This window comes from Streptomyces sp. NPDC101225, assembly GCF_044767585.1.
In the GTDB taxonomy this organism is placed as follows: Bacteria; Actinomycetota; Actinomycetes; order Streptomycetales; family Streptomycetaceae; genus Streptomyces.
The window spans coordinates 7,254-26,341 of record NZ_JBIWOE010000041.1; the positions used below are offsets into that span (position 1 = coordinate 7,254).

Genomic DNA, 19,088 nt, shown 5'->3' on the forward strand with positions numbered 1-19,088 from the left:
GGTGGCCGTCGACGCGCGGCGGGCTGCCGTATCCCCGGTGAGGCTGCGCCCGGTGGCCGTCGACGCGCGGCGGGCTGCCGTATCCCCGGTGAGGCTGCGCCCGGTGGCCGTCGACGCGCGGCGGGCTGCCGTATCCCCGGTGAGGCCGCGCCCGGTGGCCGTCGACGCGCGGCGGGCCGCCGTATCCCCGGTGAGGCCGCGCCCCGCGCCCGTCCACGTGCGGCAGACGCCGGGGGGACGCCCGGGTACGTCTCGTGCGGGCGGCGCGGCGGCAGGAGGGTGTGGCCGCCGGGCGCCGCCCTGGGCGGCCCCGACGCGGTGGCGGCCGCGGACGCCGCGCGGCTCGGAGCGTGGCGGCGGGGCCGGCGGGCAGGTGCGGGCGGGCCGCTGCGGGCGGGCCGTACGGTGGCGCGCCCGGCGTGCTCGCCCGCACCTGCCCGCATCAGGTCCGCCAGGACGGGGCCGTCTCGGCTACGGTGGCGGCACAAGGGTGATCGAGGCAGGTGGTGGCTGTGGAGTGGCGTGAATACGCCGAGCAGATGGCGGTGCTCGCGCGGAAGCTGCTGGAACAGGAGTCGGTGCAGGCGACGCTCGACGAGATCGCGGCGGCGGCCGTGGAGCTCGTGGAGGGCTGTGACGCGGCCGGCATCCTCGCGGTGCGCAAGGGGCGGGCCGTCACCCTCGCCGCCTGCGGAAACATGGTCTCCGACTCCGACCGCCTGCAGGGCAAGCTGGGGGAGGGGCCCTGCTTCGACCTGGCCCGGCGCAAGGACGGCGCCCGCGTCTACCGCATCGCGGACATGACCCGGCCCCAGCCGACCTGGGAGCGCTTCGCGGCGGCGGCCCGCGAGCTGGGCGTCGGCAGCATGACCGGGGTGCTGCTCTACACCGACAACGACGACTTCGGGGCGCTGAACCTCTACTCGAGCCGCCGCGGCGCCTTCGGCGAGGACATAGAGACCGCCGGCTGGCTGCTGGCGTCCCATGCCGCCGTCGCCCTGGCCGACGCCCGCACCATCGACCAGCTCCAGCACGGCATGGAGACGCGGCACGCCATCGGCGAAGCCATGGGCATCCTCATGGAACGCCACGGCCTGAGCGAGGACGACGCGTTCGGCGTGCTCCGCCAGATCTCCCAGAACCACAACGTCAAGCTGCGCGACGTCGCCCAGCGGGTCCGCTCCGAGCACACCGGCCCGAGCTGATCCCCAGGACCGGCGACACGGCGGCGCAGGCGGCCGCCGCCGGGACTCGCCGACTGGTCCGGTGACGACCGCCTGGCTCCAACTTGGCCTGTTCCGGGGCGAGTTGACAAGAAGACCGGCCAGTTCCGTCGGGGTGCGCCACTGAGGCGCCGGTCAGGCACCCGTCCCTCTCCCCGGGCGGCGGCGCTCGCGTTGACATCCTCTTCGGCGTGGTTCTAGCGTCCCCGTCATGAGCGAGCCGCAGACCACCACCCCGGGTGAAGGTTTCCACCCCCGTCTCGCCGCCGCGGCCGAGGAGCCGGCGACTCCCCTGCGCACGCGACTTCACCACGTCCGCGCCGGGGCGCTCGACGCTGACACCGCCCAGTCCGGAGGCATGCGCCGGTTCGCCGCGATCAGCGGGAAGACGGTCGGGTCGGAGAAGCTGTGGATGGGCCAGACCCATGTCGCCCCCGCCACCTCCTCCTCCGACCACCACCACGGCGAGTCCGAGACCGCGATCCACGTCGTCAGCGGCCACCCCGAGTTCGTCTTCCTCGACGACTCGGGCTCCGGGGCGGAAGAGGTGCGGCTGCGCACCGGTCCCGGCGACTACGTCTTCGTCCCCCCGTTCGTGCCGCACCGCGAGGAGAACCCCGACCCCTCCGAGGAGGCGGTCGTCGTCATCGCCCGCAGCACCCAGGAGGCGATCGTGGTGAATCTCCCGCATCTGTACGTACTGGGCAAGCAGCACGACTGACCGGGTCCGCAGACGCACCCGCCGCAGGATCCACCCCGTTCCCGGGACACCCCCGGCCCCCCGCCCCGACCGCCACCGGCAGCCGGTCCCCGGCCGGGGTAGGTCCAGGAGCAGGGGGCAGACGCCCGGCCCCTGCCCGGCGCCACGGCGGCCATGTGTACGGTACGATTGATCACGAGCTGGTCGCCGCGACTGCGGATGGCTGGTGCTGCGTTGGTGGTCCAAGGAAAGACGCCCCGCTTCCTGCGGGGAAATGCAGGTGCAAGGCCTGCCCGGCGCTCGAACACGGAGCCCGTCCGCGCGTGCAGCGCGGACGGGCTCCGTTCGTGGTGCGCGGACGGTCCCCGTCCGGCGCCCGCCCCGACACGGCTCAGGCAAGGCGCCCGCACACCGGCGGGGCCCCGGACGCCGAAGGCATCCCGGGGCCCCGGCAGCGCCGACCGGGCGCCGCGCACGTCCTAGTCCACGTCGACCGGACCGTCGTCGGACTTCTTCTCCCTGCCCGAGCGCAGCTGCAGCAGACCACCGCCGCCGCTGCCGCCGTCGGCCCCGTCCCCGGCACGGGGGTTGTCCGTGGAGTCCTGGCCACTGAGGTTCTGGCGGACCGAGTCGAGGATGGTCAAGCCCTGGGAGACCAGGCCGGCGGCGATCTCGCCCAGGCCGTCCGCGCCGTTGAGGACGTTGACGTTGGCGCCGGCCAGGCCGCCCGCGGCCTCCTTCACGATCTGCGGAAGCTGGTCGATCAGCATCCGGTCGAGCGCGACGCGGTCGTAGGAGGCGGCCGCCTCGGCCTGGATCTTCATACGCTGCGCCTCGGCGGCGGCGAGGATGCGGACGCGCTCGGCCTCCGCCTCGGCCGGCTTCACGACCTCGGCGACCAGCTGCTGCTGGCGCAGCTTCGCCTGCCGCTGGGCCAGTTCGGTCTGCGCGGCGAGCACCTCCTGCTGCGCGTGGGCCTGCGCGAGCGGCCCGGCCTGGCCGGCCTGCGCCTGGGCGCGGTCCACCTCGGCCGAGTACTCCGCCTTGACGACGGCGGTCTGCCGGGCGTACTCGGCCTGCTTGCGGTCCGCCTCCTGCTGCGCCTCCGCCGCCGTCTGCGTGGCCTGCGCCTGCGCGATCTGGGCCTGGCGCTGGATGGCAGCCCGGTGCGGTGCGGACATCGCGTCGATGTACCCGGCGTCGCCGTCGTCGATGGACTGGATCTGCAGCGAGTCGACGATCAGACCGATCTTGGCCATCTCCGTCTTGGAGGTGTCCAGCACCTCGGCGGCCAGCTTCTGCCGTTCGGTGACGATCTCCTCGACCGTCATCGAGCCGATGATGGCGCGCAGGTGGCCCGCGAAGATCCGCCCGGTCAGCACCGACATCTGTTCCTGGTCGGAGAGGAACCGCTGGCCCGCGTTGATGATGCTCTCGTTGTCGTTGCCGACCTTGAAGGCGATGACGGCGCGTACGCTGAGCGCGATGCCCTGCCGGGTCACACAGGTCTCGGTGACCTCCGCCTCGTTCATCGAGAGGGTCAGGAAGCGGGTCTTGCGGAAGAACGGCACCACGAACTTGCCGTGCCCGGTCACGACTCGGAACGGCGCGCCCCCCAGACCCCGCCGGCCCCCCGAGATCAGCATCGCCTCGTCGGGAGCCGGAACGCGGTATCCGAACATTTCTTGTCTACTCCTCAGCCGGCGCCGGCGGTGTCACCGCCGAGCGCGTCCAATGGATCCGCCCACTCGATGACGCCGACCTCTCGACATCCACGCGACTCGATCACGAGTACCGTCGCCCCCGTAGGCAGTGGTTCTTCGGACCAGGCGAGGAAGGTCTCGGAGCCGCCTCGGACGCGCACCAGGACTTCGCCGGGCCCCGCGGATCCGCGTGTTCCGATGAGCACCTGCCCGGTGCAGCCGATGACGGCCTCGTCCTGCGGCATCACGCCCGCTCTCCTCTTTCCCGACCCATGATTCAGACGATAGACCCACCCGGGTCGGGGACCCAACGGGCATGGCGCCCAAGGTTCCGCGGCTGTGACGTGGCGACTCCCGCGGTGTCGCCCGGCCGCTGCCGCCGTGCCGCACCGACTGCCTCCCGCCTCTATCCGCGGACACATACCGAGCGGTATACAGACTCCGTCGCGTGTGACGCCGGCACCCTGTGTGCCGGTTCCGCGCGACGTCCACGTCTTCGGGGCGGATCTGGGGGAGGAACGCATGACGGACGGATCACGTTCGGGCAGAGCGGCGAGACGGCGGCAGGGGATCGCGGTGGGGGTGGCGCTCGGCAGCTGCGCCCTGGTGGCGATGTCGACGTCGCCGGCCGCCGCGCACGGCGGCGGGCGCGGCGGTGGGCACGGCCACGGCATCAGCTACGCGGCGCTCGGGGACTCGTACACCGCGGGCCCCGTCATCCCGACGCAGGTGGACGCGAACTGTGCGCGCTCGGACCACAACTACCCCTCGCTCGTCGCGGCGGCACGCGGGATCGGCGCGTTCAAGGACGTCAGCTGCAGCGGTGCGACGACCGAGGAGATGTGGAAGCCGCAGGGCACCAACGGCCCGCAGCTGGACGCGGTGAACCGGAACACCGACCTCGTGACGGTGCAGATCGGCGGCAACGACATCGGCTTCGGCTCCATCATCGGCACCTGCGCCAGGCTCGCGCCCACCGATCCGTCCGGCGACCCGTGCCGCCGGTACTACTCCTCGTCCGGCTACGACCAGCTGTCGGTCACCATCCTGAAGACCGTGCCGAAGGTGGACGCGGTGCTGCGGGCCGTGCACGCGAGGGCACCGCACGCCCGGGTGCTCGTCGTCGGCTATCCGGACCTGCTGCCCGACGACGGCAGCGGCTGCTACCCGTCGGTGCCGTTCGCGGCCGGGGACTTCCCCTATCTGCGCGACACCGGCAAGCGGCTGAATCTGATGCTCCGGCTGGTGGCCGGGGCGAACCGTGCGGAGTACGTCGACACCTACGGGCCCACCCGCGGCCACGACATGTGCACGGCGCCGGACGTCCGCTGGATCGAGCCGCTCCAGCCGGCCTCGCCCGCCGCCCCCGCGCACCCGAACGCCAAGGGCGAGCAGGCGATGGCGCGTGCTGTCCTCGAACGCCTGGGCAAGGGGCGCGGCCGGCACTGAGCGGGGCGCGCCCGATGTTCCTGGCATTGGTGTGACGTCCGGTACGGGACTGAATGAACGGGGCTGAACGGGCAACGTTCCCCTTCATGCCCCTTTTCATGCCCCGCGCGCACAGCCCCCGGCAGGTGATTCGATGACGACGGCGACCAGGGCGACCAGGACGCCCCCCGCCACCTCGGCCACCGCCCTCGCCACGAGCTCCAGGCCCGCCCCACCTCCCGCGCTGCCCTCGCTCACCGGGCTGCGCTGGGTCGCCGCGCTGCTGGTCTTCGGACTGCACGTGAACAACTTCCGCTACTTCGACGGCACCGGCGGTCGGGTCGTCACCTGGGCGTTCGGGGCCGGCGCCACGGGCGTGTCGTTCTTCTTCGTGCTCTCCGGGTTCGTCCTGACCTGGTCCGCCCGGCCGGGCGACGGCGCCCCCGCCTTCTGGCGGCGGCGTGTCGCCCGCATCCTGCCGGTGCACCTGGTGACCGCCGCGATCGCGCTGCTCATGGCCTGCACGCTGGAGCACCAGTCGATGCCGTCGGTGCGCCAGGGGCTGGCCAACGTGCTGCTGGTGCACTCCTGGTGGCGCCCGTGGTGGCAGACCCTGGACCCGGTCAGCTGGTCCCTGGCCTGCGAGGCCTTCTTCTACGCCCTCTTCCCGCTGCTGGCGCTGGGGCTGCGCCGCGTCGGCGCCCGGGGCGCGGCCGTCGCGACCGGTCTGTCGCTGCTCGCGGTCCTCGCCGTGGCCTGGGTGAACGCGCAGCACTGGCTGAGCCAGCCGATCGACTCCCTGCCGCTCGCGCGGCTGCCCGAGTTCGTCCTCGGCATCGCCGTCGCCCGCCTGGTGCTGCTCGACCGATGGCGCGGCCCCGGCCTGGAAGCCTCCCTCGCGCTGGCGGTCATCGGGTACTTCCTGGTCCCGCAGGTCACCACCGACTACCGGGCCACCACCTGCACCGTCCTCGGCTTCGCCCTGCTCATCCCGGCGGCGGCCGTCGCGGACCTGCGCGGCCTGCCGTCCCTGTGGCGCGGCCGGCGGATGGTCAGACTCGGCGAGCTCTCCTTCGCCTTCTACATGGTCCACCTGCTGGTGCTGCGCGCCGGGACCAACGTCGTCGGCGTGAAGCCCCGCTTCGGCCTGACGCAGGGGCTCGCGGTCACCGCCGCCGCCTTCGCCGTCTCCCTCGGACTGTCCTGGCTGCTCCATGTGACGGTGGAGGGCCCCGCACGGCGACTGCTGCTGCGCGGGCGCCGCTTCGGGCGCGCCCGGCCGCCGGTCGGGCAGCCGGCGTAGCGCGGGAGGCGGCCGGCCCCGGGGCGGTCAGGCGCGCGGGCGGGCGGCCGGTCCCGGCCGGACCGTGACCTCGGCCGGGGAGAGCGCGGTGTGCTCGTCGGGGCACTCGACCACGACCCGCACCGCCGCGCCGCAGTCACGGTGGCGGATGTCCAGGACCGGGCCCTCGGGATCGCCGACGTACGTCTCGCCCCACTGCCGCAGTGCCACCAGGACGGGCCACAGGTCGCGGCCCTTGGGCGTGAGGCGGTATTCGTTGCGGGTGCGGCTGCCCTGCTCCCGGTAGGGGACGGCGGCGAGGATCCCGGCGCCGACCAGCTTGCGCAGCCGGTCGGCGAGGACCGCCTCGGAGAGACCCACATGGCGCCGGAAGTCGTCGAAGCGGCGCACCCCGTTGAAGGCGTCGCGCAGCAGCAGCAGCGTCCATTTCTCGCCGACCAGGTCGAGGGTGCGCTGGACCGTGCAGTTCTCGGTGCTCGTCTCGAGCCACTTCATGCCGCCATCGTAGGGCCCTGGCTTCGTCATTGACAGTCAGCCGAGGGGAGGGCTAGCTTCGAGAAACAGAGTCAGAGGGGTCGCGAGGAAGCTCGGGGCCGAGGAGGAAGCGCCGCCGCATGGAACGCTCTCGTACGTACGACTGGGACGACCCCGCCATCTCCGCGGCCGTCGTCGGGCAGGACTCCGGGCTCCACTTCCTGCGCGAGATGCTCGCCGGGCGGCTGCCCTCCCCGCCGATCGCCGCCACGCTGGGCATGTCGCTCGAAGAGGTCGACCACGGCCACGCGGTGTTCTCCCTGGAGCCCGGCGAGGAGCACTACAACCCCATCGGCAGCGTCCACGGCGGGATCTACGCCACGATGCTCGACTCGGCGGCCGGCTGCGCGGTGCAGTCGACCCTGCCGCGGGGTGTCGGCTACACCTCGGTCGACCTGACCGTGAAGTTCCTGCGCCCGATCAGCGCCGACTCGGGCAAGGTCCGTGCCGTCGGCCGCGTCCTCAGCAGCGGCCGGCGCACCGCACTGGCCGAGGCGCAGCTCCTCGATCCGGCCGGCCGCCTCCTCGCCCACGCCACCAGCACCTGCATGCTCTTCCCGGTGGCGGGTGCCTGAGAGCCGGCTCCCCTCCCGCGCGGTCCGGTCGCCGCGGAGGGCACTTTCGAAAGCACGCCCTAGTCTTCCGGCTCCCACTCCTGGAGCCGGGTGAAGAGGCGTCGCTCGCCGTCGAGCTTCAGGGAGTCGACCGGGATACGGCCGTACAGGGCGAGGACCAGCTCGCCGGCCGTGCCCCGGGCCGAGGCGGTGGCCGCGTGCGCGCTGCCCGAGGCGGGGACGGGGGATGTCCGGGCGCCGTCGGCGTCGAGCGTGAGACGCCAGGAGCGGCCCTCGGTGGCGTGGTAGTCGACGGTGGCGGGCTCGTGCGGCCAGGCGCTCGTCGTGGCGCAGCAGGTGGCCAGGAACTCGTCGACGCCGTCCAGCGCCACCTCCTCGGGCAGCGGCCGCGGGGCACCCGCGGTGAGCTGGGCGTCGTAGGCGTGCACCGCGGCCTCCTGGACCTGGTGCCGGGCGACGGCACCCGACGTCTGCGGCGACTCCGAGGCACTCCACCACGTCCAGCAGCCGCGATCCGGGCCCGCCGCGCGCAGCGCGCTCAGCAGCCGCTCCGTCGATCGCGCCGACCAGGCCGCCAGCGCCTCGCGCTCCCGGGGCGCGGCCTCGGCCGCCTCCGGGGCGGTCCCGGTCGGCCGGGTGGCGGCCGGCCCTTCGGCGACGACGCCGGCCCACCGGCGGTGCACCAGGCCCAGATGCTGCACCAGGTCGAACAGCGTCCAGGCGGGGCAGGTCGGCACCTGCACGTCGAGGCCGGGAGCCGAGGCCACCGCGGCGCGGAACGCGGCGGACCGCTCGTCGATCAGCCGCAGGAGGACGGGGAACTCAGGTGTCTTCGCCACGGGGGCTGTCTATCACCGTGCTGTGGTCGCCGCCTTCGAATTTCCTGTGCGAGCATGGTCGCACCATGATCGACGACTGGCGGACGGACCGGATCGGCGCCGCTCTGCGGGGTGAGAACCCGACCGTGCTGCGGCGGCTGGACTCCGGCTTCGCGGTGATCGGCGACGTCCAGTTCCTCCCCGGTTACTCGGTCCTGCTCACGGACCGGCCGGGAGTCCAGCGGCTGTCCGAGCTGCCGAAGGCCGAGCGCCTGTCGTTCCTGGCCGGCATGGACCGGCTCGGAGAAGCGGTCGAGCGGGCCTGCCGCAGGCTCGACCCCGCCTTCCGCCGGGTCAACCTGGAGATCCTCGGCAACACGGACCCCTTCCTGCACGCCCACGTCTGGCCCCGGTACGCGTGGGAGCCGGCCGGGCTCGTGGGCAGGCCGGTGTGGCTGTATCCGCCGGACCGGTGGAGCGACGAGAGGTCCCGGCTCGGCGCGCGGCACGACGCGCTGCGGGATGCGATCGGCGGTGAGCTGGACCGGCTGCGTCCGGAGGCGTCCACCGCGTGACGCGATGCGGACGTCCCCCTTCCGTCCCCCAGCCATTGCGGCCAAGTCCGGCACGCCCGAGTCTGAGGGCAATGCCGGTTTGGTGAGGGAGGCGGACCATGGTGAGGGGCGACGCGAAGGGGGCCGAGCGGCAGCGGCTCGCCGAGGCCGACGCGGGACGGGTGGCCTGGCGTCGCTGGGGCTCCTACCTGAGCGAGCGGCAGTGGGGCACCGTGCGGGAGGACTACAGCGCCGACGGCGACGCCTGGGCGTACTTCACCCATGACCAGGCCCGCTCGCGCGCCTACCGCTGGGGCGAGGACGGCATCGCCGGCGTCAGCGACGACAAGCAGCGGCTGTGCTTCGCGCTCGCCCTGTGGAACGGCCGCGACCCCATCCTCAAGGAACGGATGTTCGGACTGACCAACCAGGAGGGCAACCACGGCGAGGACGTCAAGGAGTACTACTTCCACCTCGACAACACGCCCACCCACTCGTACATGAAGTACCTGTACAAGTACCCCCAGGGCGAGTTCCCCTACGCCGACCTCGTCGCCACCAACAAGGCGCGGGGGCGCGCCGACCTCGAGTACGAGCTGCTCGACACCGGCATCTTCGACGAGGACCGCTACTTCGACGTCTTCGCCGAGTACGCCAAGGCCGGGCCCGATGACCTGCTGATCGAGATCACCGCGCACAACCGGGGGCCCGACGAGGCGACCCTCCACCTGCTGCCGACGCTCTGGTTCCGGCACACCTGGTCCTGGGCCGGCGGCGCCGCCGTGCCGACGCTGCGCCGCACCGGCGCCGCCGTCCGCGCCGACCACGACGAACTCGGCCCCCGCTGGCTCTACTTCGACCCCGGCGCCCCCGTCCTGTTCACCGAGAACGACACGAACGACGAGCGCATCTTCGGCAGCGCCAACACCACGCCGTACGTCAAGGACGGCATCGACCGCTACGTCGTCCAGGGCGAGCGGGCGGCCATCAACCCGGCGCAGACCGGAACCAAGGCCGCCGTGCACCACACCCTCGTCATCCCCGCCGGGCGCAGCGCCACCGTGCGGCTACGGCTGTCCGACACCGAACTCGCCGATCCCTGGGGCGAGTTCGCCGCCGTCCTCGACGCCCGCCGCAGCGAGGCCGACGCCTTCTACGAGGACGTCGTCGCCGACGGCATGGGCGAGGACGAGCGACGGCTCGTGCGGCAGGCGCTCGCCGGGATGCTGTGGAGCAAGCAGTACTACTACCTCGACGTCGAACGCTGGCTGGCCGAGCACGGCGTCGATCCGCTCGCCGCGGACCCCGGCGTCCGCAACAGCGCCTGGTACCACATGATCAACGACGAGATCATGTCGATGCCGGACACCTGGGAGTACCCGTGGTTCGCGGCCTGGGACCTCGCCTTCCACACCCTCGCCCTGTCGATGATCGACATCGGCTTCGCCAAGTCGCAGCTGGAACTGCTGCTGCGCCGCCTGTATCTCCACCCCAACGGCCAGATCCCCGCCTACGAATGGAACTTCGGCGACGTCAACCCGCCCGTGCACGCCTGGGCGGTCCTCTTCGTCTACGAGCTGGAGAAGCACCGCACCGGCCACGCGGACCGCGCCTTCCTGGAGAACGCCTTCCAGAAGCTGACGAAGAACTTCACCTGGTGGCTCAACCGCAAGGACGCCGACGGCAACAACGTCTTCCAGGGCGGCTTCCTCGGCCTGGACAACATCGGTGTCTTCGACCGCAGCGCACCCCTGCCCACCGGCGGTCACCTCGACCAGGCCGACGGCACGGCCTGGATGGCGCTGTACTGCCAGAACCTCTTCGACATCGCGCTCGAACTCGCCGTGGACAACCCGGTCTACGTCGAGCAGGCCCAGATGCTCTTCGAGCACTTCGCCTGGATCGCGGTCGCCATGAACCGTATGGGCAAGGACAACGCCGCCCTGTGGGACGAGGAGGACGGCTTCTTCTACGACGTCCTGCGCCGGCCCGACGGCAGCGCCACGCGGCTGAAGGTGCGCTCCCTGGTCGGCCTGCTGCCGCTGGCGGCGACCAGCGTGATCGGCAGCGCGGCAGCCGCGAACTTCCCGCAACTCGTACGGGGGGCACAGGAGTTCATCAAGCGGCACCCGGCGGTCGAGGCCGTCGTCGCGCAGCGGGTCCCCGCCGACCCGGAGCACCGCGGCCGCTTCCTGTTCGCCCTGTTCGGCGAGGACCGGCTGCGCCGCGTGCTGGCCCGGATGCTCGACGAGCGGGAGTTCCTCGGCCCGCACGGCATCCGCTCCCTCTCCCGCCACCACGCCGAACACCCGTACCACTTCGACGTGAACGGGCAGGAGTACGGCGTCGGCTATCTGCCCGCGGAGTCCGACTCCGGCATGTTCGGCGGCAACTCCAACTGGCGCGGCCCGGTGTGGTTCCCGATGAACCTCCTCCTCATCCGCGCCCTGCTGAACCTGTACGGCTACCACGGCCCCGGCTTCACGGTGGAGTGCCCGACCGGCTCCGGCCGGCAGCTGAACCTCTACGAGGTCGCCCGCGACATCTCCGACCGGCTCACCTCGACCTTCCTGGTCGGCGAGGACGGCCACCGCCCGGTGCACGGTGCCCAGTCCAAGTTCGCCAAGGACCCCCACTGGAAGGACCTGATCCTCTTCTACGAGTACTTCCACGGCGACAACGGCGCGGGCCTCGGCGCCTCCCATCAGACCGGCTGGACCGGACTGGTGGCGGCCACCGCCATCCTCTTCCACACGATCAGCGCCGAGGACGTGGAGCGCGGCGGCCGGGAGGCCCTGCGGCCCGAGGACGAGCGGTTCATGGGCGCGAGCGACGAGGAGCCTCTGTCATGACCGTGATCCACGAGATCAACACCCTCGTGTGGCTCGGCGAGTTGAGCCGCCGCCACGGGCGGCGCGTCACCCTGGGCGACGTACCCGCCGACGCCTGGGACGAGGTGGCGCGCACCGGCATCGACACCGTCTGGCTGATGGGAGTCTGGCGGCGCAGCCCGGCCGGCCTCGCGATCGCCCTGCGCGACGAGTCCCTGGGCGCCTCCTTCCGCGACGCCCTGCCCGACCTCACCGAGGCGGACATCGCCGGATCGCCCTACTGCGTACGCGACTACGTCGTCGACGACGCCCTCGGCGGCCCGGCCGCCCTCGCCGAGGCCCGCTCCCGACTCGCCGAGCGCGGGCTGCGGCTGATCCTCGACCACGTCCCCAACCACGTCGCCCCCGACCACCCCTGGCTCACCGGGCGCCCCGGCTGCCTGATCCACGGCACACCGGACGACCTGGCCGCCGCGCCCGGCGCCTTCGTCGAGGCCGCCGGGCAGATCTACGCCCGCGGCCGCGACCCGTACTTCGCCCCCTGGCCCGACGTCGTGCAACTGAACGCCTTCAGCGGCGAGTTGCGGGACGCCACCGTGGACACGCTGGTCTCCATCGGCGACCAGGCGGACGGCGTGCGCTGCGACATGGCGATGCTGATGATGAACGACGTCTTCGCCAAGACCTGGGGCGACCGGGCCGGAGCCCAGCCGGCCGAGGACTTCTGGCCGTACGTGATCGAGCGGGTCCGGGCCCGCCACCCCGATCTCCTCTTCGTCGCGGAGGCGTACTGGGACCTCGAATGGGCCCTGCAGCAGCAGGGCTTCGACCACTGCTACGACAAGCGGCTCTACGACCGGCTGGTGCACGAGGACGCCGGATCGGTGCGCGCGCACCTGCGGGCCGGCCTCGCCTACCAGCGCGGCCTGGTCCGCTTCCTGGAGAACCACGACGAACCGCGGGCCGCCGCCGCCCTCCCGGGCGAACGGGAGCTCGCCGCCGCCGTCACCGTCGCCACCCTGCCCGGCGCGACGCTCTGGCACGAGGGCCAGTTCGAGGGCCGCACGGTGCGCCTGCCGGTGTTCCTCTCACGCGGACCGCAGGAGCCGCCCGACGAGCGGCTGCGATCGTTCCACGACAGCCTGCTCCCGGCCGCGGCCGCCGTACGCGACGGCGAGTGGCAGCTGCTGGACACCGCCGGATGGCCGGACAACGACAGCCACCTGAACCTGCTCGCCTGGAGCTGGACCGGCACCGGCACCCGCCATCTCGTGATCGTCAACTACTCCGCCGGCCGGGCCCAGGGGCAGGTCCCGCTGCCCTGGCCCGACCTGGCGGGCCGCGCCGCCCGGCTGACCGACCTGCTGACGGGGCGGACGTACGACCGCGAGGGCGGCGGACTGCTCGCGCCCGGCCTCTACGTCGACCTGCCGCCCTGGCACTCCCACGTCCTGTCCCTGACCTGAACGGCCCCCGTGGTAGAAGCGGACCATGAACAACTTCTGCACGGCACCGAGCCGGAACGGCGGTGCCCGATGACCGCCGGCATCGACACCCCCGACCGCCGCGGCCGCACCGGCCTGGACCGCACCGGCCTGGACCTGACCGGCAACCCGCGCGTGAAGGTCCGGGAGGTGAAACTGCTCTCCAGCCACTGGTACGTCGAGCGCGCCACCACCTTCGACTTCCAGAACGCCGACGGCAGCTGGAGCAGGCAGCAGCGCGAGACGCACGACCGCGGCAACGGCGCCACCATGCTGCTGTACGACACCGAACGCGAAACCGTCCTGCTCACACGGCAGTTCCGCTTCCCCGTGTACGTCAACGGGCACCCCGACGGCATGCTGGTCGAGACCCCCGGAGGGCTCCTCGACGACGAGGACGAGCACCCCGAACTCGCCGTCCGGCGCGAGGTGGTGGAGGAGACCGGGCACACCATCGGCGCCGTGCAGCACGTCTTCGACGTCTACATGAGCCCCGGCTCGGTCACCGAACGCGTCAGCTTCTACGCCGCCGCGTACGGGCCCTCGACCCGCACCCACGCGGGCGGCGGCCTCGACGAGGAGGGCGAGGACATCGAGATCGTCGAACTGCCCTTCCGCCGCGCCCTGGAGATGATCCGCACCGGCGCGATCAACGACGCCAAGACCATCATGCTGCTGCAGTGGGCGGCGCTGGAGGGCCCGTTCGCCGGATAGGACCGGCCCCGCGAGCCGGACCTCTTGACCTGGAGAGCACTCCAGGCTGAAGACTCCCGTTCGTGCCCGGAACCCCGGACACGAACGGGAGGGACACCCATGAAGTACCGCACGATCGGCAGCGACCCGGCCCACCGCCGTGAGGTGAGCGTGATCGCCCTCGGGGCCATGCTCATGGGCTCACGCACGGACGAGGAGACGTCCTTCGCCGTCCTCGACCGCTACGTCGAGGCCGGCGGCACCTTCGTCGACACCTCCGACAACTACGCCTTCTGGGAGGACGGCGGCCAGGGCGGGCAGAGCGAGGAACTCCTCGGCCGGTGGCGGCGCAGCCGCGGCATCGGTGACGAGATCGTCGTCGCGACCAAGCTCGGCGCCCGCCCGCTGGCCCCCGGAACCGGCTACGTCGACAACCCGGAGGGCCTGTCCGCGAAGGTGATCCGCGCGTCCGCCGAGCGCAGCCGGCAACGGCTCGGCATGGACAGGCTGGACCTCCTCTACGCCCACATCGACGACCCCACGGTCCCGCAGCGCGAGACGGTCGGGGCCTTCGCGGAACTCGTCGCCGAGGGCACGGTCGGCCTGCTCGGCGTGAGCAACCAGTCCGCCTGGCGGGTGGAGCGGGCCCGCGCCCTCGCCGCCGCGGGCGGGCTGCCCGGCTACGAGGTCCTCCAGTACGCCCACAGCTACCTGCGCCCGCGTACCGACGTGGCCGACGACATGTTCCCCGACGGCAGCCTCGGCCACGTCGGCCCCGACCTCCGCACCTACCTGCGTGCCGAGCCCGGCCTCACCCTGGTCGCCTACTCACCCCTCCTCAAGGGCGCCTACACGCACCCGGACCGGCTCCCCGCCGACTTCGACCACCCGGGTACCCCGCCCCGCCTCGCCGCCCTGCACGACGTGGCCCGGGAAACCGGAGCGACGCCCAACCAGGTCGTCCTGTCCTGGCAGCTGGGCGGCGACCTCCCGGTCATCCCGCTGGTCGGCGCCTCCTCGGTGGCCCAGCTGGAGGAGAACCTGGCGGCGGCGGACCTGGAACTGACCCCGGACCAGCGGGCGCGCCTGGACGCGGTTCACTGAGCGGCGGCACGGTTCGTCCATGCCCGGAGAGGAGCCGGGCGGTCACCGCCCGGCCCTCCGGTAGCACGTGAAGACCGTCCGGCCGGTCTGCTCGGCCGACACGCACTCCAGGTCCACGGGCGTGCCGCTCCCGGGGAACAGGCGGTCGCCGGTGCCCACGACGGTGGGGAAGGTGATCAGGCGGTACTCGTCGACCAGGTCCTCGGCCATCAGGGCGCGGACCACGCTCAGGCTGCCCGTGACGATCACGTCGCGCCGCTCCTGCCCGACCGCGTCCACCAGGTCGCCGTCCACGACCCGCGAGTTCGCCCAGGCGGAGACGTCGGTGCGGGTGCGGGTGGCGACGAGTTTCGCCGCGGCGTTCATCCGCGCGGCGAAGGCGTCCTCGCGGCCCGGCCACAGCCGGGAGAACTGCTCCCAGGTGGTGCGGCCCAGCAGCAGGATCCCCTCGTCCAGGGTGGCCCCGAGCCGGAACTTGTCCCCGGCGACCGCCTCGGGGCCCTGGCGGAACATCCAGCCGCCCCCGGGCGTGCCGGCGCGGCCGTCGGGGTCGGAGACGATTCCGTCCAGTGTGGTGAAGGCGATGACGATGACGCTCATGGCGATGTCCTCCCGGAGGTCTCGATCGGTGCTCACCGGTATGTACCGGCGCCACCGCCCGGACTCATCGCCCGCTCTCGAACTCCTTCGCGGCCATGTCCCCGGGCAGGCCGAAGGCCGCGAACACCCGCGGATCCGCGAACACCACGTTGCCCGCGATCCGCCCGCCGGCGACGGTGAAGACCTGCAGCGTGTGCAGCCGGTGCCCGCCCTCCGGTGCGGCCGCGTACGCGGCCAGCGCCGGCTGCCCGCCCGCGGTGAGCGGCCGGGTGCGCCAGTCCGTCCCGCGCAGCGCGAACACGCGCTCCATGAACAGGCCGTAGTCGCGGCGCCCGCGGTACCACAGCGGCACCGGCGGCATCTCCAGCACGGCCGCCTCGGTCAGCAGCCGCACCAGGGCGGGCACGTCGGCCGCCTCGAAGGCCCGCGCGTACCGCTGCACGACCTCCCGTGCCCCTGCGTCGTCCGGTTCGGCCACTTCGCCGGGACCGCCCACCCCGGCGACGGCCGCCCGGGCCCGCTGCAGCGCACTGTTGACGGCCGCGACCGTCGTGCCCAGCTGCTCGGCGACCTCCGCGGCACTGAACTCCAGCACCTCCCGCAGCACCAGCACGGCCCGCTGCCGCGCGGGCAGCACCTGCAACGCGGCCACCAGCGCCAGCCGCAGATCGGCCCGTACCTCCACGTCGTAGCGGGCATCCGGGAACGGCTGCAGCCACAGGATGTCGAAGGCCGGCGTGAGCGGCGCCCCCGGGTCCTCGCTCGGCGCGCCCAGCCCGGACGGCAGCGGCCGCCGCGCCCGCCCCTCCAGCGCCGTCAGGCACACGTTCGTCGCGATCCGGTACAGCCAGGTGCGCACCGACGCGCGGGAGGCGTCGTAGCGCTCCCTGGCCTTCCACGCCCGCAGCATCGTCTCCTGCACCAGGTCCTCGGCCTCGTGGAAGGAGCCCAGCATCCGGTAGCAGTACGCCACCAGCTCGCCCCGGTACGGCTCAAGGTCCATGGGCACATCATGGCGCACACCACCCCTGGCAGGTCTCTGCCCGCTGTGCGTGACTTGAGGCATGAGCCCACTCCCGACCGAGCGATCCCTGCGCACCACCCCGGAAGGCCTGCTCTGGGAGCCCAGCGAGCGCTGGGTGCGCGGCGTCAAGGGCGACGTCACCGTCGTCGACAGCCGCCGCCCCGTCCTCGTCTGGGAACCCGAGCTGCCCGTCCCGCAGTACGCCTTCCCCCGCGCCGACGTCCGCGAAGACCTCCTGCGCCCCGCCAAGAACCCGCACACCGGCACCCACACCGGCGCACAGATCTTCTACGACCTGGAGGTGGGCGACGAGCGGGTGGCGAACGCCGCCTGGACCTTCCCCTCCGCCGACCTGGCCGACCACGTCGCCTTCGAGTGGTTCCGGCGTCCCGGCCGGGGCCTGGACCACTGGTACGAGGAGGAGGAAGAGATCTTCATCCACCCCCGGGACCCGCACAAACGCGTCGACGCGATGCCCAGCAGCCGACATGTCCGGATCGAGATCGACGGCACGCTCGTCGCGGACACCCGCCGCCCGGTCCTGCTGTTCGAGACCGGGCTGCCGACCCGCTACTACATCCCGCGCCAGGACGTCCGCCTCGACCTGCTCACACCCACCGAGCACCACACCGGCTGCCCCTACAAGGGCACCGCCGAGTACTGGTCCTGGCGCGGCGAGGCCGACGTGCCGCCCAACCTGGTCTGGAGCTACCCGGAACCGCTGCCGGCGGTCGGCCCGATCCGCGGGCTGCTCGCCTTCTTCGACGAGGCCGTCGACGTCGTCGTGGACGGCGAGCGTCAGGAGCGCCCGGTCACGCCGTTCAGCGCGATGCTCACACCGAGCAGCCCACGTGGGCCAGAGCCTGCTTGAGCAGCACCCCGTGCCCGCCGGGCATCTCGCTCTGCACCGCCTCCGACACGGCCTCCTGCGGGCTGAACCAGACCAGGTCCAGGGCGTCCTGACGGGGCCGGCAGTCGCCCGAGACCGGGACGACGTAGGCCAGGGACACCGCGTGCTGGCGCGGGTCGTGGAACGGTGTGATGCCCTGCGTCGGGAAGTACTCCGCGACCGTGAAGGGCTGCAGGGACGCCGGGATTCGGGGCAGTGCCACCGGGCCGAGGTCCTTCTCCAGGTGGCGCAGCAGCGCGTCCCGCACCCGCTCGTGGTGCAGGACCCGCCCGGAGACCAGGGTCCGGCTGACCGTGCCGTCCGGGCCGATGCGCAGCAGCACGCCGACACTGGTGACTTCGCCGCTGTCGTCGACGCGCACGGGCACGGCCTCGACGTACAGGATCGGCATACGGGCACGTGCCGATTCGAGGTCGTCGGCGCTCAGCCAGCCCGGCGTGGTTTCGGTCATGTCAGACATTGCTTGATCATACTTTCAGGAGGGGCCGGAAAAGCGGTAGACCCGAGAGGCGTTGTGTGCTCCTGCCCACTCCGCGATCCGCAGCGCGTCGGGCAGGCTCAGCTCGTCGGCGTCCACCCGGTCCTGCAGCAGAGCGGCCAGACCGTGGCGGAAGGCGAGCGCGCCGAGACGGTAGAACTCCGCCACACCATAGGCGTCGGAGCTGTACAGCAGCTTGTGGAACGGCGTGATCTCCAGCGCCTCCGCCAGGACCGCCCGGGCGCGCGCCGGGCCCACGTGGTGCAGGGTGAGGCCGACGTCCAGGTACACGTGCTCGAACACCGCGGCCAGATAGGCGGCCTGGCGCTGGTACGGCCAGCAGTGCAGCAGCAGCACCGGGATCGCGCCGCCGGTCAGATGCAGCCAGTCGGTGAGGTGGGTGGGGTCGACCCGGTGCATGCGGATGTCGGCGTCGCCGAAGCCGGTGTGCAGTTGCAGCGGCAGGCCGAGGCCGACCGCCGTCCACAGCAGGTGCCGTACGAGGACGGGATCGTCCAGTCGGCCGCCGCGCGCCAGCCAGCGCCGGGCCGCCTGCGTCACCTCGGTCCGGGACGGGCGGGCCGGGTCGAGGTCGAAGCCGGTGCGGTAGGCGGCCACGGACTTCACCCCGACCACACCCGGCCGCCCCACCGCCTCGTGCGCGGCCCGCCGGAAGGCGTCGCCGTAGTCGCCGGCCTCGACCCCGCGCGCGGCCACCGCCTCGGCGACGTTCTCCAGCCGTACGATCTCGTAGGCCGTCCCGCCGGCCGTGCCGGCCAGCTCCGCCGGTGTGGTCGGCGCGTCCGGCGCGAATCCCGTGTCCACGCAGAACACGCTCGTCCCCGAGGCGGCGAGGAAGCGGCGGTGCACCTCCGCCGCGCCCAGTTCGGCGCGGCGCGCGAGGTACTCGTCGGGCGGCGCGTGCCGCGGCAGGTCCAGCAGCGGCGCGCAGTGGCGGCGGACCGCCACGCCGACGGGGCTGTCGAAGGTGGAGGTCCCGGGCCAGGCGCCGCCCTCGGTCAGCAGCTCCTCGAAGTCGCCCCGGCGCAGGTCGCGGGTGACCAGGCCGTGGCAGTGGTGGTCCACCAGCGGCAGCGCGTCGAGGGCCTCCCGGACCGCGCCCACC

Annotated in this window: 19 protein-coding genes; 11 read left to right on the forward strand and 8 right to left on the reverse strand. The window is 72.7% G+C overall.

Annotated elements, in window-relative coordinates:
• Window positions 1-539: 539 nt before the first annotated feature.
• On the forward strand, window positions 540-1,205 hold the full coding sequence (locus tag ACIRPX_RS37210; RefSeq protein ID WP_404203787.1) for a GAF and ANTAR domain-containing protein: 666 nt from the start codon (window positions 540-542) through the stop codon (window positions 1,203-1,205).
• A 229-nt stretch (window positions 1,206-1,434) separates the two neighbouring features.
• Window positions 1,435-1,944, forward strand: coding sequence for a cupin domain-containing protein (locus ACIRPX_RS37215; protein ID WP_404203673.1), 510 nt, complete (start codon window positions 1,435-1,437; stop codon window positions 1,942-1,944).
• Window positions 1,945-2,402: 458 nt separating this feature from the next.
• Here ACIRPX_RS37215 and ACIRPX_RS37220 read toward each other — a convergent pair whose 3' ends face one another.
• A complete protein-coding gene (locus ACIRPX_RS37220; protein ID WP_404203674.1) occupies window positions 2,403-3,605 on the reverse strand; it encodes a flotillin family protein in 1,203 nt (400 codons plus the stop codon).
• 14 nt (window positions 3,606-3,619) lie between these two features.
• Window positions 3,620-3,871 (reverse strand): hypothetical protein, encoded by a 252-nt coding sequence (locus ACIRPX_RS37225; RefSeq protein ID WP_404203789.1) that lies wholly within the window; start codon window positions 3,869-3,871, stop codon window positions 3,620-3,622.
• Window positions 3,872-4,148: 277 nt separating this feature from the next.
• On the opposite strand from ACIRPX_RS37225, the gene ACIRPX_RS37230 reads away from it, so the two are divergent.
• Both ACIRPX_RS37230 and ACIRPX_RS37235 read left to right on the forward strand, forming a co-directional pair.
• Window positions 4,149-5,075 carry an SGNH/GDSL hydrolase family protein gene (locus ACIRPX_RS37230; protein WP_404203676.1) on the forward strand — a complete coding sequence of 309 codons (927 nt, stop codon included), beginning with the start codon at window positions 4,149-4,151 and terminating at the stop codon, window positions 5,073-5,075.
• A gap of 133 nt (window positions 5,076-5,208) precedes the next feature.
• Window positions 5,209-6,357 (forward strand): acyltransferase family protein, encoded by a 1,149-nt coding sequence (locus ACIRPX_RS37235; RefSeq protein ID WP_404203679.1) that lies wholly within the window; start codon window positions 5,209-5,211, stop codon window positions 6,355-6,357.
• A gap of 27 nt (window positions 6,358-6,384) precedes the next feature.
• Here the strand turns inward: ACIRPX_RS37235 and ACIRPX_RS37240 are convergent, their stop codons facing one another.
• Complete coding sequence (locus tag ACIRPX_RS37240) at window positions 6,385-6,852, reverse strand: winged helix-turn-helix transcriptional regulator (protein ID WP_404203680.1); 468 nt, start codon at window positions 6,850-6,852, stop codon at window positions 6,385-6,387.
• A 119-nt stretch (window positions 6,853-6,971) separates the two neighbouring features.
• On the opposite strand from ACIRPX_RS37240, the gene ACIRPX_RS37245 reads away from it, so the two are divergent.
• Window positions 6,972-7,466 carry a PaaI family thioesterase gene (locus ACIRPX_RS37245; RefSeq protein ID WP_404203682.1) on the forward strand — a complete coding sequence of 165 codons (495 nt, stop codon included), beginning with the start codon at window positions 6,972-6,974 and terminating at the stop codon, window positions 7,464-7,466.
• 59 nt (window positions 7,467-7,525) lie between these two features.
• Here ACIRPX_RS37245 and ACIRPX_RS37250 read toward each other — a convergent pair whose 3' ends face one another.
• Window positions 7,526-8,305 carry a maleylpyruvate isomerase family mycothiol-dependent enzyme gene (locus ACIRPX_RS37250; protein ID WP_404203684.1) on the reverse strand — a complete coding sequence of 260 codons (780 nt, stop codon included), beginning with the start codon at window positions 8,303-8,305 and terminating at the stop codon, window positions 7,526-7,528.
• Window positions 8,306-8,370: 65 nt separating this feature from the next.
• On the opposite strand from ACIRPX_RS37250, the gene ACIRPX_RS37255 reads away from it, so the two are divergent.
• The 5 genes from ACIRPX_RS37255 (at window position 8,371) to ACIRPX_RS37275 (ending at window position 14,950) form a co-directional block, all read left to right on the forward strand.
• Window positions 8,371-8,859: an HIT family protein gene (locus ACIRPX_RS37255; RefSeq protein ID WP_404203686.1), complete on the forward strand. Its 489-nt coding sequence runs from the start codon at window positions 8,371-8,373 to the stop codon at window positions 8,857-8,859.
• Between the two features lie 98 nt (window positions 8,860-8,957).
• A complete protein-coding gene (locus tag ACIRPX_RS37260) occupies window positions 8,958-11,690 on the forward strand; it encodes an MGH1-like glycoside hydrolase domain-containing protein (RefSeq protein WP_404203688.1) in 2,733 nt (910 codons plus the stop codon).
• Window positions 11,687-13,135 carry an alpha-amylase family glycosyl hydrolase gene (locus tag ACIRPX_RS37265; protein WP_404203690.1) on the forward strand — a complete coding sequence of 483 codons (1,449 nt, stop codon included), beginning with the start codon at window positions 11,687-11,689 and terminating at the stop codon, window positions 13,133-13,135. The genes ACIRPX_RS37260 and ACIRPX_RS37265 overlap by 4 nt, the downstream gene beginning before the upstream one ends.
• A gap of 69 nt (window positions 13,136-13,204) precedes the next feature.
• On the forward strand, window positions 13,205-13,867 hold the full coding sequence (locus ACIRPX_RS37270; protein ID WP_404203692.1) for an NUDIX domain-containing protein: 663 nt from the start codon (window positions 13,205-13,207) through the stop codon (window positions 13,865-13,867).
• Between the two features lie 99 nt (window positions 13,868-13,966).
• On the forward strand, window positions 13,967-14,950 hold the full coding sequence (locus ACIRPX_RS37275) for an aldo/keto reductase (protein ID WP_404203694.1): 984 nt from the start codon (window positions 13,967-13,969) through the stop codon (window positions 14,948-14,950).
• A gap of 42 nt (window positions 14,951-14,992) precedes the next feature.
• On the opposite strand, the gene ACIRPX_RS37280 is transcribed toward ACIRPX_RS37275, so the two are convergent.
• On the reverse strand, window positions 14,993-15,550 hold the full coding sequence (locus tag ACIRPX_RS37280; protein ID WP_404203696.1) for a dihydrofolate reductase family protein: 558 nt from the start codon (window positions 15,548-15,550) through the stop codon (window positions 14,993-14,995).
• A gap of 64 nt (window positions 15,551-15,614) precedes the next feature.
• Window positions 15,615-16,616: a sigma-70 family RNA polymerase sigma factor gene (locus ACIRPX_RS37285; protein ID WP_404203698.1), complete on the reverse strand. Its 1,002-nt coding sequence runs from the start codon at window positions 16,614-16,616 to the stop codon at window positions 15,615-15,617.
• On the opposite strand from ACIRPX_RS37285, the gene ACIRPX_RS37290 reads away from it, so the two are divergent.
• On the forward strand, window positions 16,615-17,445 hold the full coding sequence (locus ACIRPX_RS37290) for a DUF427 domain-containing protein (protein ID WP_404203700.1): 831 nt from the start codon (window positions 16,615-16,617) through the stop codon (window positions 17,443-17,445). The genes ACIRPX_RS37285 and ACIRPX_RS37290 overlap by 2 nt on opposite strands.
• Here the strand turns inward: ACIRPX_RS37290 and ACIRPX_RS37295 are convergent.
• A complete protein-coding gene (locus ACIRPX_RS37295; protein ID WP_404203702.1) occupies window positions 17,408-17,944 on the reverse strand; it encodes an NUDIX hydrolase family protein in 537 nt (178 codons plus the stop codon). The genes ACIRPX_RS37290 and ACIRPX_RS37295 overlap by 38 nt on opposite strands.
• A gap of 15 nt (window positions 17,945-17,959) precedes the next feature.
• The gene (locus ACIRPX_RS37300; RefSeq protein ID WP_404203704.1) at window positions 17,960-19,087 is read right to left on the reverse strand and encodes an amidohydrolase family protein; all 1,128 of its coding nucleotides are present in this window, start codon (window positions 19,085-19,087) and stop codon (window positions 17,960-17,962) included.
• Window position 19,088: the final 1 nt, after the last annotated feature.

Bases quoted from the DNA above. Each gene is read 5' to 3' on its own strand.
- ACIRPX_RS37210 (WP_404203787.1), top strand. From the start codon at position 540: ATGGCGGTGCTCGCGCGGAAGCTGCTGGAACAGGAGTCGGTGCAGGCG.
- ACIRPX_RS37215 (WP_404203673.1), top strand. From the start codon at position 1,435: ATGAGCGAGCCGCAGACCACCACCCCGGGTGAAGGTTTCCACCCCCGT.
- ACIRPX_RS37220 (WP_404203674.1), bottom strand. From the start codon at position 3,605: ATGTTCGGATACCGCGTTCCGGCTCCCGACGAGGCGATGCTGATCTCG.
- ACIRPX_RS37225 (WP_404203789.1), bottom strand. From the start codon at position 3,871: ATGCCGCAGGACGAGGCCGTCATCGGCTGCACCGGGCAGGTGCTCATC.
- ACIRPX_RS37230 (WP_404203676.1), top strand. From the start codon at position 4,149: ATGACGGACGGATCACGTTCGGGCAGAGCGGCGAGACGGCGGCAGGGG.
- ACIRPX_RS37235 (WP_404203679.1), top strand. From the start codon at position 5,209: ATGACGACGGCGACCAGGGCGACCAGGACGCCCCCCGCCACCTCGGCC.
- ACIRPX_RS37240 (WP_404203680.1), bottom strand. From the start codon at position 6,852: ATGAAGTGGCTCGAGACGAGCACCGAGAACTGCACGGTCCAGCGCACC.
- ACIRPX_RS37245 (WP_404203682.1), top strand. From the start codon at position 6,972: ATGGAACGCTCTCGTACGTACGACTGGGACGACCCCGCCATCTCCGCG.
- ACIRPX_RS37255 (WP_404203686.1), top strand. From the start codon at position 8,371: ATGATCGACGACTGGCGGACGGACCGGATCGGCGCCGCTCTGCGGGGT.
- ACIRPX_RS37260 (WP_404203688.1), top strand. From the start codon at position 8,958: ATGGTGAGGGGCGACGCGAAGGGGGCCGAGCGGCAGCGGCTCGCCGAG.
- ACIRPX_RS37265 (WP_404203690.1), top strand. From the start codon at position 11,687: ATGACCGTGATCCACGAGATCAACACCCTCGTGTGGCTCGGCGAGTTG.
- ACIRPX_RS37270 (WP_404203692.1), top strand. From the start codon at position 13,205: ATGACCGCCGGCATCGACACCCCCGACCGCCGCGGCCGCACCGGCCTG.
- ACIRPX_RS37275 (WP_404203694.1), top strand. From the start codon at position 13,967: ATGAAGTACCGCACGATCGGCAGCGACCCGGCCCACCGCCGTGAGGTG.
- ACIRPX_RS37280 (WP_404203696.1), bottom strand. From the start codon at position 15,550: ATGAGCGTCATCGTCATCGCCTTCACCACACTGGACGGAATCGTCTCC.
- ACIRPX_RS37290 (WP_404203700.1), top strand. From the start codon at position 16,615: ATGAGCCCACTCCCGACCGAGCGATCCCTGCGCACCACCCCGGAAGGC.
- ACIRPX_RS37285 (WP_404203698.1), bottom strand. From the start codon at position 16,616: ATGCCTCAAGTCACGCACAGCGGGCAGAGACCTGCCAGGGGTGGTGTG.
- ACIRPX_RS37295 (WP_404203702.1), bottom strand. From the start codon at position 17,944: ATGTCTGACATGACCGAAACCACGCCGGGCTGGCTGAGCGCCGACGAC.